Annotated in this window: 13 protein-coding genes; 10 read left to right on the forward strand and 3 right to left on the reverse strand. The window is 63.0% G+C overall.

Annotated features, from left to right (window positions below):
• Nucleotides 1–67 precede the first annotated feature (67 nt).
• The 5 genes from RP6297_RS05240 to RP6297_RS05260 all read left to right on the forward strand — a co-directional run bounded on the left by RP6297_RS05240 (nucleotide 68) and on the right by RP6297_RS05260 (nucleotide 4737).
• On the forward strand, nucleotides 68–1117 hold the full coding sequence (locus tag RP6297_RS05240; RefSeq protein WP_037027390.1) for an ABC transporter substrate-binding protein: 1050 nt from the start codon (nucleotides 68–70) through the stop codon (nucleotides 1115–1117).
• A gap of 64 nt (nucleotides 1118–1181) precedes the next feature.
• The gene (locus tag RP6297_RS05245) at nucleotides 1182–1994 is read left to right on the forward strand and encodes an ABC transporter ATP-binding protein (RefSeq protein ID WP_009238420.1); all 813 of its coding nucleotides are present in this window, start codon (nucleotides 1182–1184) and stop codon (nucleotides 1992–1994) included.
• A 23-nt stretch (nucleotides 1995–2017) separates the two neighbouring features.
• On the forward strand, nucleotides 2018–2809 hold the full coding sequence (locus RP6297_RS05250; RefSeq protein ID WP_009238419.1) for an ABC transporter permease: 792 nt from the start codon (nucleotides 2018–2020) through the stop codon (nucleotides 2807–2809).
• Between the two features lie 91 nt (nucleotides 2810–2900).
• A complete protein-coding gene (locus tag RP6297_RS05255; protein ID WP_009238418.1) occupies nucleotides 2901–3530 on the forward strand; it encodes a TetR/AcrR family transcriptional regulator in 630 nt (209 codons plus the stop codon).
• A 100-nt stretch (nucleotides 3531–3630) separates the two neighbouring features.
• On the forward strand, nucleotides 3631–4737 hold the full coding sequence (locus tag RP6297_RS05260; RefSeq protein WP_009238417.1) for an alkene reductase: 1107 nt from the start codon (nucleotides 3631–3633) through the stop codon (nucleotides 4735–4737).
• Between the two features lie 74 nt (nucleotides 4738–4811).
• On the opposite strand, the gene RP6297_RS05265 is transcribed toward RP6297_RS05260, so the two are convergent.
• Nucleotides 4812–5786 carry an NADPH:quinone oxidoreductase family protein gene (locus RP6297_RS05265; protein WP_009238416.1) on the reverse strand — a complete coding sequence of 325 codons (975 nt, stop codon included), beginning with the start codon at nucleotides 5784–5786 and terminating at the stop codon, nucleotides 4812–4814.
• Between the two features lie 211 nt (nucleotides 5787–5997).
• On the opposite strand from RP6297_RS05265, the gene surE reads away from it, so the two are divergent.
• The 4 genes from surE to rpoS are packed head-to-tail and all read left to right on the forward strand — an operon-like array spanning nucleotide 5998 to nucleotide 9687.
• Nucleotides 5998–6753 carry a 5'/3'-nucleotidase SurE gene (gene surE, locus RP6297_RS05270; RefSeq protein ID WP_009238415.1) on the forward strand — a complete coding sequence of 252 codons (756 nt, stop codon included), beginning with the start codon at nucleotides 5998–6000 and terminating at the stop codon, nucleotides 6751–6753.
• 15 nt (nucleotides 6754–6768) lie between these two features.
• Nucleotides 6769–7713, forward strand: coding sequence for a protein-L-isoaspartate(D-aspartate) O-methyltransferase (locus RP6297_RS05275; protein ID WP_009238414.1), 945 nt, complete (start codon nucleotides 6769–6771; stop codon nucleotides 7711–7713).
• Nucleotide 7714: 1 nt separating this feature from the next.
• Nucleotides 7715–8542 carry a peptidoglycan DD-metalloendopeptidase family protein gene (locus tag RP6297_RS05280; RefSeq protein ID WP_009238413.1) on the forward strand — a complete coding sequence of 276 codons (828 nt, stop codon included), beginning with the start codon at nucleotides 7715–7717 and terminating at the stop codon, nucleotides 8540–8542.
• A gap of 8 nt (nucleotides 8543–8550) precedes the next feature.
• Nucleotides 8551–9687, forward strand: coding sequence for an RNA polymerase sigma factor RpoS (rpoS, locus tag RP6297_RS05285; protein ID WP_009238412.1), 1137 nt, complete (start codon nucleotides 8551–8553; stop codon nucleotides 9685–9687).
• Between the two features lie 32 nt (nucleotides 9688–9719).
• Here the strand turns inward: rpoS and RP6297_RS05290 are convergent, their stop codons facing one another.
• Nucleotides 9720–10583 carry an endonuclease/exonuclease/phosphatase family protein gene (locus RP6297_RS05290; RefSeq protein ID WP_009238411.1) on the reverse strand — a complete coding sequence of 288 codons (864 nt, stop codon included), beginning with the start codon at nucleotides 10581–10583 and terminating at the stop codon, nucleotides 9720–9722.
• Nucleotides 10584–10743: 160 nt separating this feature from the next.
• Between RP6297_RS05290 and rlmD the strand changes: the two genes are divergently transcribed.
• Nucleotides 10744–12096, forward strand: a complete 1353-nt coding sequence (gene rlmD / locus RP6297_RS05295) for a 23S rRNA (uracil(1939)-C(5))-methyltransferase RlmD (RefSeq protein WP_037027398.1) — start codon at nucleotides 10744–10746, stop codon at nucleotides 12094–12096.
• Nucleotides 12097–12190: 94 nt separating this feature from the next.
• On the opposite strand, the gene RP6297_RS05300 is transcribed toward rlmD, so the two are convergent.
• Entirely contained in the window at nucleotides 12191–12892 is a 702-nt protein-coding gene (locus tag RP6297_RS05300) for a Bax inhibitor-1/YccA family protein (protein WP_009238409.1), read from the reverse strand.
• Between the last annotated feature and the right edge of the window lie 281 nt (nucleotides 12893–13173).

Below are 13173 nucleotides of genomic sequence, written 5' to 3' on the forward strand. Positions count from 1 at the left end.
GTTGTGTTGCAAATCGTTGCGGTAATATCGCCGCCGAGGCAGTGAACGCACAGAACAGGAGACAGGCATGGGGACACAAGTCATTGGGCGCTGGGCAAAGTGGATGGGCGCTGCACTGTGTGCGACGAGCCTGCTGGCTGCCAGTCCAGCCGTTCTGGCGCAGGGCAAACCTGAAAAGAGCAAGGTCACCATCGCGGTGGGCGGCAAGGCGTTGTTCTACTACCTGCCGCTGACGATTGCCGAGCGCCTGGGCTACTTCAAGGACGAAGGCCTGGACGTTGAAATCGTCGACTTTGCCGGCGGCGCAAAAGCGCTGCAGGCCGTGGTTGGCGGCAGCGCCGACGTGGTGAGCGGCGCGTACGAGCACACGCTGGTGCTGCAGGCCAAGGGGCAGATGTACCAGGAGTTCGTGCTGCAAGGGCGGGCCCCACAGATCGTGCTGGCGGTCAACAACAAGACGCTGCCCAACTACAAGTCGATTGCCGATTTGAAAGGCAAGAAGATCGGCGTGACGGCTCCCGGTTCGTCGACCAACATCATGGTCAACTACGTGCTGGCGCGCGCCGGCATCAAGCCGAACGAAGTGTCGATCATTGGCGTGGGCCCGAGCAGCGGAGCGATTGCCGCCGTGCGTGCTGGGCAGATCGATGCCCTGGCCAACCTGGACCCGGTGATGTCGATGCTCACGCAAAAGAACGAAGTGCGCGTCGTGTCCGATACCCGCACCCTGGCCGAAACCAAGGCGGTGTTCGGCGGCAACATGCCGGCCGGCTGCCTGTACGCGTCTACCGCGTTCATCCAGAAGAATCCCAACACGACGCAGGCGATGACCAACGCCATGGTGCGTGCGCTCAAGTGGCTGCAAAAGGCGGGCCCGTCGGACATCGTCAAGACGGTGCCCGAAGCCTATCTTTTGAGCGACCGTGCGCTGTATCTGGCGGCGTGGGAGAAGGTGCGTGAGGCCATCTCGCCGGATGGCACGATGCCGGCCGACGGCCCGGCTACGGCGCTGCGCACGCTGTCGGAGTTCGATGCGGAAGTGAGGGGCAAGCAGATCAAGCTCGACCAGACCTTGACCAATACCTTCGTGCAGAAGGCCAACGCCAAGTACAAGTAAGTCCCACAGGCTTTCAGCAACGCGCCCGGTTCCGCCCGGGCGCATTGCTTTTGGACCGCAGACCATGTCCCATCCCGCGCTTTCGTTCGATCAGATCACCTGCACGTTCATCTCGCCCGACACGCCGGGCCAGCGTTACACCGCTGTGCAGAACACCTCGCTGGAGGTGCATGCCGGCGAGTTCGTTTCGGTGGTGGGGCCGACGGGTTGCGGCAAATCCACGTTGCTGAATCTAGCGGCCGGCCTGTTGCAGCCGTCTTCCGGGCAGGTGCGGGTGTTTGGCGAGCCGCTGGTCGGTATCAACCGTCGCGCCGGCTACATGTTCCAGGCCGAGGCGCTGATGCCATGGCGCAGCGCGCTCGACAACGTGATGGCCGGGCTGGAGTTTCAAGGCATGCCGGACAAGGAGGCGCGTGATTTGGCGATGTCGTGGCTTGCGCGCGTGGGTTTGGCCGGCTTTGAAGACCGCTACCCGCATCAACTCTCCGGCGGCATGCGCAAGCGTGTAAGCCTGGCGCAAACGCTGGTGCTCGACCCCGACATCATCCTCATGGACGAGCCGTTTTCTGCGCTCGATATTCAGACGCGCCAGTTGATGGAAAACGAGGTGCTCGATCTCTGGGCCGCCAAGCGTAAGGCGGTGCTGTTTATCACGCACGATCTGGACGAAGCGATTGCCATGAGCGACCGCGTGGTCGTTCTGGCTGCCGGCCCCGGCACGCACCCGATCGGCGAATTCACCATCGACCTTCCGCGCCCGCGCGATGTGGCAGAGATTCGCGATCAGGCCGGCTTTGTCGACCTGCACTCGCGCATCTGGGATGTCCTGCGCGAAGAAGTGCTCAAGGGCTATGCGCAGCACCGCCGCGTGGCTTGACCTGAATCTGATCGATTGCATCCATGGCTAACCGTCCGCTTTCTCCATTTGCGCTGCGCACCTGGCAGCTTGGCCTACTGGTCGTCACGTTGGGCGTGTGGCACTTCGCCACGCGCTCGCAGGAAGTTGCGTTCTTCTTCGGGGAACCGCTCATCGTTGCCCAGCGCGTCTGGGCGTGGTTCGTCACCGAAGGCGATATCTATCAGCACCTTGGCGTGACGCTGGCCGAGACAGTGCTGGCATTTGCCATCGGCACGGCCACCGGCCTGGGCGCAGGCCTGTGGCTGGCGCTGAGCCCGGCGGCCTCGGCGGTGCTTGATCCATACATCAAGGCTGCCAACTCGATGCCGCGCGTGATCTTGGCGCCGATCTTTGGCGTGTGGTTCGGACTGGGTATCTGGTCAAAGGTCGCGCTGGCAGTGACGCTGGTGTTCTTCATCGTCTTCTTCAACGTCTATCAGGGCGTGAAGGAAGTGAGCCCGGTCGTGCTGGCCAATGCGCGCATGCTGGGCGCATCGCAGCGGCAGCTGCTGCGCTTCGTCTATCTGCCGAGCGCGACGAGCTGGGTGTTCTCATCGCTGCATACGTCCGTGGGCCTGGCCTTCGTCGGGGCGGTGGTGGGCGAGTACCTCGGCTCCGCGCGCGGTGTCGGTTACCTGATCCTCCAGGCAGAGGGCACGTTCGACATCAACACCGTCTTTGCGGGCATCGTCGTGCTGACGGTATTTGCGCTCGTGCTGGACTGGCTCGTAGGCTTGATGGAAAAACGCCTGATGCGCTGGCAACCGAAGAGCGGCGAAACCGAAAAGCTCTGAGCGCGCGAGCCAACGATGCGAACGTCACATCGACCCTGCCTAGAGCAGGGTCATGCAGCTAGACGGTCGGTCTACTACAATGCGATCCACCATGAGTAAGCACCCCGAACCCGCCACCGCTGAAGGCGCCGAAGCCCGGCACGACACCCGCGACCGCATCCTGGACGCTGGTGCCGAGCTGATCCTCGGGAGCGGTTTTTCGGCCGTCGGGTTGGCGGAAATCCTGGGCCGTGCGCAGGTACCCAAGGGCTCGTTTTATTACTACTTCGGGTCGAAGGAAGATTTTGGCGTCGCCATGCTGGAGCGCTATTTCCAGGACTACGACGCGGGCGTTGTCAGCCTGTTCAACGACACGCGCATCACCGCCCGTGAGCGGCTGCTGCGCTATTTCTTGGCCTGGATCGATCTGCATGAGCGCAGCGCGTGCGAAGTCACGTGCCTGGCGGTCAAGCTTTCAGGCGAGGTATCGGATTTGTCGGAGCCGATGCGCAAGGTGTTGTCGACAGGGATGACGCGCATGGTCGAGCGCATTGCCACCGCGATCGAGGCCGGTGTCGCCGACGGCTCGTTGGCGCCGGTGCAGGACGCGCACGAACTGGCCGAAGGCCTGTACGCCATGTGGATGGGTGGTGCACTGCTGGCCAAGGCGCACCGCACGGTCGACGCGTTCAAGAGCTGTGTCGCGCAAACGGAAGTGCTGCTGGCCAAGCCCAAACACTGATTCCATTCTGAAACCAATTGCCTGCGAGGCACGTTCCTCGCTTTTTCTTTGATTCCGGTTCTAGATGACCGGTCGAATAGTCCCTCTTCCAGGAGCTGATATGACTCAACAACTGCTGTCCCCGGTTCAGACCGGCCGTACGACCCTCGCCAATCGTGTCGTCATGGCACCCCTTACACGCTCGCGCGCCGGCCAGCCAGGTGACGTGCCGACCGAACTGAACGTGACTTACTACGCGCAGCGTGCAACCGCTGGTCTGATCGTCACGGAAGCGACGCAAATTTCCCGCCAGGGCCAGGGCTACGCCTGGACGCCGGGCATGTACACCGATGCACAGGAAGCCGGCTGGAAGACCGTGGTGGATGCTGTGCACGCCAAGGGCGGCCGCATCTCGCAACAGCTTTGGCACGTGGGCCGCATTTCCAACACGCTGCTGCAGGAAAACGGCCAGGCTCCCGTCGCGCCGTCAGCCATTGTCGCCAAGGGCGCGCAGAGCTTTGTTGTGCAGCCCGACGGCACGCCCGCCAATGTGCCGACCAGCGAGCCGCGCGCTCTCGCCACGGAAGAAATCCCCGGTGTGATCGCGCAATACCGCCAGGCGGTGCTCCGTGCGCGCCGCGCCGGTTTCGATTTCGTTGAAATCCATGCCGCCAACGGTTACCTGCTGCACCAATTCCTGTCGACCAACAGCAACCAGCGCACCGACCAATACGGCGGCTCGCTGGAAAACCGCGCCCGCCTGATCCTCGAAGTGGTCGACACCGCCATCGCCGAGATTGGCGCAGACCGCGTCGGCATCCGCCTGTCGCCGCACTTCGTGGCTCACGACATTGCCGACGAGCAAACAGAAGAAAGCGCGCTGTACCTCGCTCGCGAGTTGACCAAGCGCGGTATCGCCTACCTGCACATCGCCGAACCGGATTGGGCAGGCGGCCCCGAACTGAGCAACGATTTCCGCCGCCAACTGCGCGACGCCTTCAAGGGCACGCTTATCGTGTGCGGCCAATACACGGCGGAAGAGGGGGAGCAGATGATCGCTTCCGGTCTGGCTGATGCCGTGGCGTTCGGCCGACCGTTCATCGCCAACCCTGACCTGGTGGCGCGCTTCCGTGCCGGCGCATCGCTGAACAAGCCAGATCGCGAAACGTTCTACGGTGGCCAGGAAAAGGGCTATACCGACTATCCGACGCTCGAAGAAGCGGCCTGATAACCCGTTGTACCAAAGAGAAAGCCGCGCAGGTTGATCGCCTGCGCGGCTTTTTTTGTCTGGCGCCTAAGTCTTTAAGGCTGGATCACCACCTTGCCCGTCACCTTGCGCGCCGCCATGTCCAGCAGCGCCTGCGTCGTCTGCTCCAGCGGATAGCGCGCAGAGATGTGCGGACGAATCTTGCCCTCCTGCATCCAGCCGAGCATCTGCATCATGTTCGCCAAATTCGCCTTCGGCTCGCGGCGTGCGAATTCGCCCCAGAACACGCCAACCAGCGATGCGCCTTTCAGCAGTGCCAGGTTTAGCGGCATCTTGGGGATCTCGCCATTGGCAAAGCCGACTACGAGGTAGCGGCCACGCCAGGCAATTGAACGGAACGCCGGTTCCGCATAGATGCCGCCGACCGGGTCATAGATCACGTCCGGGCCCTTGCCGTCGGTCAATTCCTTGATGCGCTCGCGCAGGTCTTCGGTCGAATAGTTGATGAGCGCATCAGCGCCGTGGTCCTTGCAGACCGCCAGCTTCTCGTCGCTCGATGCTGCGGCGATCACGCGTGCGCCGATCGCCTTGCCGATCTCGATGGCCGCCAGCCCGACGCCGCCCGCAGCGCCCAGCACCAGCATCGTCTCACCAGCCTTCAGTTGCCCGCGATCGACCACCGCGTGGTGCGACGTACCATACGTGAGCGTGAATGCCGCAGCGGTGTCGAACGCCATGCCCGGCGGCATCGGCATCACCACCTTGGCCGATGCCTTCACCTGTGAAGCAAACGCGCCCTGGCCAAGAAAGGCGATCACGTGGTCGCCGGCCTTGAGGTGCGACACGCCTTCGCCTACTGCATTGACCACGCCCGCGACTTCCGAGCCGGGCGTGAACGGCAGTTCCGGCTTGAACTGGTACTTATTCTGGATGATCAGCACGTCAGGAAAATTCACCCCCGCAGCCTTCACGTCGATCACGACTTCGCCCGCACCCGGCGAGAGATCCGGCAATGTTTCGATCACCAGCGATTCGGGCGGGCCCCAGGTCTTGCAGACGACGGCTTTCATCATGTGTCTCCTCAACAGTCTTGCGTTGGATTGTTCGCCATCTCGCATGCATTGCACGCGATCTCGTCTGGCAGTGTAACCGAATAAAAGCACGATCGTTCGATTTGACCGGCTGCGATGAAGCGTCCAGCCTGTCGATGCATATTTTGTAAGCGTGTAGAACGTGTGCCCAAGCACGATTCGCGAACGTTGCTCGGTTACAATCCGCGCCATGCATATTCTCATTGCCAACGACGACGGATACCTCGCCCCCGGGCTTGCAGCGCTGCACCGCGCGCTGAGCCCCCTCGGCCGCGTGACGGTGGTCGCACCAGAACAGAACCACAGCGGCGCGTCCAACTCGCTGACGCTGCAGCGTCCGCTTTCGGTGTTCGAGGCGACCGAAGGTGCCCAGAAGGGTTTTCGCTTCGTCAACGGCACGCCGACGGATTGCGTGCACATCGCGCTCACCGGCATGATCGAAGAGAAGCCCGATCTGGTCGTCTCCGGTATCAACCAGGGCCAGAACATGGGTGAAGACGTGCTGTATTCCGGCACGGTCGCCGCCGCCATCGAAGGTTACCTGTTCGGTATTCCGTCGATTGCGTTCTCGCAGGCCGACAAGGGCTGGACGCACCTCGACGCCGCCGAGCGCGTTGCCCGCGAGGTGGTCGAGCGCTATCTGTCCGATCCGCTGGACGGGCCGGTCCTGCTGAACGTCAACATCCCGAATCTGCCGTACGCCGAGCTGGCAGGTTGGCGTGCGACGCGTCTGGGCAAGCGGCATCAGTCGCAGCCGGTGATCCGCCAAGCCAATCCACGCGGCGAGCCGATCTTCTGGGTCGGTGCCGCCGGCGATGCAAAAGACGCCAGCGAGGGCACCGATTTTCACGCCGTTGCGCACGGCTTCGTCTCGCTGACGCCGCTGCAGCTCGATCTGACCGATACAGCCCAACTGCGCACGGTGCGCCGCTGGCAGACACCATGATCGGCCGGGTGGCTCATGTCTGAACGCCCGCGCGACCGGCGCTTCCCGTTGACGCTCGATGCAGTGGTCGAGCGTAAGCCGGCGGAGCCCCAGCGTAAAACGCGAATCTCGTCCGGGGTAAGCGCAGTCTCACGCCCCACGCCGGTGCGTGCGGCATCCGTGGAGCGCGCGTCGCCCGCTGCCGCCCCCGCACCTGCGCCGCAACGCGTGGCGGGGGTCGACGCTGCGGTCGGCGCCGTCGCTGCGAGCGCCGTGCAGGCACGCACGGCGGCAGCGCATGCGGCGGCGGGCGGCATGGCGTCGGACCGCGCGCGTCAGACATTGGTTGGCCGGGTGCAAGCAGGTGGCGTGAGTGACAAGCGCGTGCTGGCAGCAATCGGCACTGTGCCACGCCATCTATTTGTCGATGCCGGCCTGGCGTCGCAGGCGTATGAGGATTCCGCATTGCCGATCGGCCATCAGCAAACGATCTCGAAGCCGTCAGTGGTCGGGCGGATGATCGAGTTGTTGCTAAGTGGACGGTCGGGCCGCACCGGCATGCCGCTGGTACGTGTGCTGGAAATTGGCACTGGCTGCGGCTACCAGGCAGCCGTTCTGGCGCAACTGGCGGACGAGGTGTACTCCATCGAGCGCGTTCGCCCGCTGCACGAAAAAGCCAAAGCGAACTTGCGGCCACTCCGCGTGCCAAACATCCGTCTGCACTATGGCGACGGCATGCTTGGGCTGCCGAAGGCCGCGCCGTTCGACGCCATCATCCTGGCGGCGGCGGGGCTGGAGGTGCCGCAGGCGCTGCTCGACCAGCTGACCGTCGGCGGCCGGCTGATCGCCCCCGTTGCCACCGACCGCAACAGCGGTCCGGCGCAGCAGCTCGTTCTCATTGAGCGCCGCAGCCGCTTCGAGTTTCACAGTACCGCGCTTGAAGGCGTTTTCTTTGTCCCGTTAAAATCAGGAACTGTTTAGCATGTTCATTTCCCGGAGCTCCATGAACCGTCCAAGCCCCGCACGCGCAGGCCGGCTCGCCGTGGCGATGGTGTCGGCCGCACTATTGGCGGCTTGCGCATCCTCCGGCAATCAGGCCCCCGTTCTCGACCGCACCTCGCGTGCAGGCAGCGCTGGGACCGTATCGCAAGAGCCGCCGCCCCCCGGCTACTATCGCGTCAAGCGTGGCGATACCTTGTACAGCATCGCATTGCGTAACGGCCAGGCGCCGCGAGACCTTGTGGCCTGGAACAACATCGCCAACCCGAACCAGATCGAAGTCGATCAACTGCTACGCGTTGTTCCGCCGAACGCCGATGTCAGCAGCAGCGGGGCCGTCGTCACGCCGGTTCGCCCGCCTAACACAACTACGCAGCCGGTCGACTCCACGCCTGCCACCGCGCCGTCCGCAGCGGCGTCCAGCGCTCCTGCCGGGGCAAGCGACAGCGCAATTTCCCTGGCTTGGCCGGCACGCGGCTCGCTCATCAACCGTTTCGATGACAAGAGCAACAAGGGCATCGACATTGGCGGCAAACGTGGCGACGCGGTGGTCGCTGCTGACGACGGAAAAGTGATCCACGTTGGACCCTTGCGTGGGTACGGGAATCTTGTCATCATCAAACACAACGACACGTTCCTGACCGCCTACGGCAACAACGACAAGGTTCTGGTCACCGAGCAATCCACGGTCAAGAAAGGGCAGAAGATCGCCGAAATGGGCAGTACCGATGCGGATCGCGTGAAGCTTCATTTTGAAGTGCGCCGCAACGGTAAGCCAGTCGATCCGATGCGCTACTTGCCGCCTCAATAGAGGAATGCATGCCGCGCCAGAAAGCCGCCACGCCCGTCACCCCAGCCGATGACAACATCGACGCTGCTGTAGAGGGCCAGCGCACCCCAAACGGGCGCGCTGGGCGGCGTGCGCGCGGTGCGGCGCAGCCTCCTGCTGAAGAGATCGAAGTCGTCGATGCGCTTGTCGACGACCTCCCTGTTGCCGATTCCGCCGATCTCAACGACACGTCCGACAGTGCCGACGAGCCGGACGAAGAAGAGGAGGAGGGCGAAGAGGCCGAGGAGGCCCCACCCGAGGAAGATTTCCGCAAGGTGCTGCAGGCCGAGCTGGCCGCCGACACTGTTCAGCACTATCTCAATCGCATCAGCATCAAGCCGCTCCTGACGCCAGCAGAAGAACTGCATTTTTCGACGCTGGCCAAGGCCGGCGAATTCGCAGCGCGCCAGGTCATGATCGAGCGCAACCTTCGCCTGGTCGTGAGTATCGCCAAGGGTTATTTGAACCGCGGTGTGCCGCTGCTCGATCTGATCGAGGAGGGCAACCTGGGTCTAATGCACGCGATCGAAAAATTCGATCCGGAACGCGGGTTCCGCTTCTCGACGTATGCAACGTGGTGGATCCGCCAAAGCATCGAGCGCGCGATCATGAATCAGGCGCGCACCGTCCGTTTGCCGGTGCATGTGATTCGCGAGCTCAATCAGGTGCTGCGCGCCAAGCGCCATCTGGAAAAGAGCGGCGTGGATGGCCGAGACGCAAGCCTTGAAGACATCGCCCACCTGCTTGGCAAGACCACGGAGGAAGTGCAGGACGTGCTCTCGCTCAACGAGCACACGACTTCGCTGGATACGCCGTTCGATCTTGATCCGGGCACGAGCCTGCTCGACTTCCTATCGGACGAGCATGGCGCATCGCCGGATCAGGAAGTGGCCCATCGCGAGCTGTCGCAGTTGATGAAGTCGTGGCTCGCACGCTTGTCCGACAAGCATCGCTATGTGGTCGAGCGCCGCTTTGGCCTCAACTACATCGAACCAGCGACGCTGGAAGAACTGGCCGCCGAGATGGGTTTGACGCGCGAACGCGTGCGGCAGATCCAGCAGGAAGCCCTGGTCAAGCTAAAGCGCCATTTCGCCTCTCAGGGCGTACGCAAGGACGCGGTGCTGTAAGGCGCCACTGTCCCTTCTTTCGTTCCCCTTTTTCAGTCGTTCTGCAGCTCCAGCAGCATCGGTTGATGATCTGATGCCTGTGTAGCGCTGTTGATTTCCAGGCGCAGCACACGCGGTTTCAGTGGCTCGCTAATCAGCATGAAATCGCACGCGTAGGCTGGTTCAGTCCAGTCAGCGCGGTCGTAGACACCGAAGGTCGGCGGCTGCGGCGTTGCGCCGTGCGCAATCTCCCACGCATCATGCAAAGCGGGTTCGCGAGCGAATGGCGCGGTGGCCAAGCGCTTGGGCATGGAATCCGCCTTGCAGTTGAAATCACCGCAGATGATGGTTGCCTTGGTCTGCGCGAGCGGCCGGAAAGGGCCCGCTTCGGGTTCTGCGCCAAGCCTGGCTGGTTGATTCGCTCGCGCGCAACCTTCCGTGTGGATGGCTCGCAGCGCATCGATTTGCGCCACACGTTGCAGCTCCGAGTAGTACTCCAGATGCGTGGTGACGATGCGCAAGGCACCAAACGCCGCCTGCACGATCGCCTCAATGGCCATGCGCGGCATGTACGGTGTGGTATCCGGCGGACAGGGCAATGCATGGCGCTGGATGTAATGCACGGGCAGGCGGGTGGCAATGGCGTTGCCGAAGCGCTGCACATGCGCGCCGTTGTGGCGCTCCAGCGCGAAGCCGCCGATGACGGTGTACTCGCTGCCAAGCGCGTCGGCGAGCTCGCTCCATTGGTCCGCGCCCGGTTGCCCCGGCAGATCGCTGAAGCCGGAGGTGACTTCCTGCAGGCACAGCACATCGAATTCGGCCATCTCCCGCGCTTGCTTGAGTTGGCGCGCGAGGCTGACGTGCCCGTCGGCGCCACGGCCCCACTGGATATTCCACGTCAGGATGACGGTGCCCATGCTGGTCCTCCGGTGTCTTACAATGCCGCCCTTGCCCTCATTTTGCCCAGGCTCGCTCGTGTCTCAAGCTGCACCCAACGTCACGCCTTCCTCTTCTGCTCCAGCAACGGTCGCGCCGAATACGCCGCCGGCCAAGCCTCGTGGCCGCCGCAAGCCAGAATTGCCCGTGGCCGGTCCGCTCGACATCGTCTCGCTGGATGGCGAAGCGCGCGGCATCGGCCGTTTGACCAACGAGGACGGCACGCCGGGGAAGGTTGTGTTCGTGGAAGGCGCGTTGCCGGGGGAGCGGGTCATGTACCGCAGTCACCGCGTAAAGCCGTCGTACGAGCAGGCGAGTGTCGTCAACATTCTGCGCCAGTCTGCTTCACGCGTGACGCCGCAGTGCAAGTTCTTTGGCGTGTGCGGTGGCTGCTCGATGCAGCATCTGGATTCGCGCGCACAGGTTGCGATCAAGCAGCGCGTGCTGGAAGACGACCTGTGGCATCTCGCCAAGCTGCGTCCGGACGTGGTGTTCCGGCCAATTGCCGGCCCGGATTGGGGCTACCGCTATCGCGCGCGTTTGACCGTGCGCCATGTTGCCGCCAAAGGCGGCGTACTGGTGGGTTTTCACGAGCGCAAGAGCAGCTATGTGGCGGACATGACGTCGTGCGAGGTGTTGCCGCCGCACGTGTCCGCGCTGCTGGTTCCGTTGCGCGAATTGGTGGGCCGCCTGTCGATCGTACAACGTATGCCGCAGATCGAACTGGCGGTCGGCCAGGATGTAACCGCGCTGGTGTTGCGCAACCTAGAGCCGATTACCGCTGAGGATGAGGCGGAGCTGCGTGCTTTCGCCGATCATCACAACATCCAGTTCTGGCTGCAGCCGAAGGGCCCGGATACGGTCTATCCGTTCTATCCGCTCGATCGCACGCTGACGTACACGTTGCCCGAGTTCGGCATCACCATGCCGTTCAAGCCGACGGATTTCACGCAGGTCAATCACCAGATCAACCGGGTGCTGATGTCGCGCGCGCTGAAACTGCTCGACGCGCAGCCGGGCGATCGGCTGCTCGACCTGTTCTGCGGTATCGGCAATTTCACGCTGCCGATGGCAACGCGTGCGCGCGAAGTCATGGGCATTGAAGGCAGCGAGGCGTTGACCACGCGTGCGCTCGCCAACGCGCAGCACAACGGCTTGGACGCGAAGACGAAGTTCGCTTGTCGCAACCTGTTTGAAGTGACTGCTGACGATATCGCCGCGTTGGGCAAGTTTGATCGCTGGCTGGTCGATCCGCCGCGCGAAGGCGCACTGGCTGTGTCGAAGGCGCTGGCCGAGCTGTCGCAGCGCGGCGGTGAGGAGGCGGATTTGCTGCCGAAGCGCATCGTCTATGTGTCGTGCAATCCTGCGACGTTGGCGCGCGACGCGGGCTTGCTGGTGCACGAGGCAGGCTACCGACTGGCGGGTGCGGGCGTGGTGAACATGTTCCCGCACACGTCGCATGTCGAGTCGATGGCGGTGTTCGAGCGCGACTGATCTGAGCGATTCCGCGTCTCACGGACAAAGAAAAACCGGCGCACCAGGCGCCGGTTTTTTTTTCGCTGCGCTGTTGCCAGCGTGCTGTGCGTGCTTAGTTACGATTCCCGCCGAAGATGCCCAGGATCGCCAGCAGGTTCGTGAAGATGTTGTAGACGTCGAGGTAGATCGCCAGGGTGGCGGTCACGTAGTTGGTCTCGCCGCCGTTCACGATGCGCTGTACGTCGAACAGGATGTAGGCAGAGAAGATCGCGATGGCCAGCACCGAGATCGTCAGCATCATCGCCGGCAATTGCAGCCAGATATTGGCCACCGAGCCAACGATCAGCACCAGCACGCCCATGAACAGCCACTTACCCAGGCCCGAGAAATCGCGCTTGCTGACCGTGGCGACCGTCGCCATCACACCGAAGATGATCGCCGTGCCGCCGAACGCCGTCATGATGAGCGACGCACCGTTCGAGAAGCCCAGAATCATGCCGATCAGCCGCGACAGCATCAGCCCCATGAAGAACGTGAAGCCGAGCAGCAGCGCCACGCCCAGGCCGCTGTTCTTGAAGCGCTCAATGGCGTAGAAGAAGCCAAAGGCCACTGCCATGAAGATGACGAAACCCATCAGCGGGTTACGCCCCATCAGGTTGAATTCGGTGGCGACGCCAATCCACGCGCCGAGGATGGTGGGGATCATGGAAAGCGCGAGCAGCCAATAGGTATTGCGCAGCACACGGTTGCGGACGGCCAACGCGCCGGCGGTGCCGGAAGCGCCAAAACCGTACGTGTTGAGTTGGTTGTCCATGCGAACTCCTTGGGTGAATGACATTGCAGACAATGTGACGACACAGCGAATGTGGCATCCAAAGTTGGCTTTTGCAAGCCGCATCGTCCTTTGCTTGGAGGGCCAGCATGCCACGCGGTTCCGGCGGCGGGAGGGCAATCGGGACGGAAAATGCCCTTCGGACGTGACTTTTCGTGCTCTCGATAAGGGGATGCTAAGCCGTGTTCATCGGGCTGGAAGGCTGCTCGGCGGGAAGTGACTGTGCCGCCTCCCGCCGCGGCCACCGCGCGTCACATCCGGTT

This window comes from Ralstonia pickettii, assembly GCF_016466415.2.
Classification (GTDB): Bacteria; Pseudomonadota; Gammaproteobacteria; order Burkholderiales; family Burkholderiaceae; genus Ralstonia; species Ralstonia pickettii.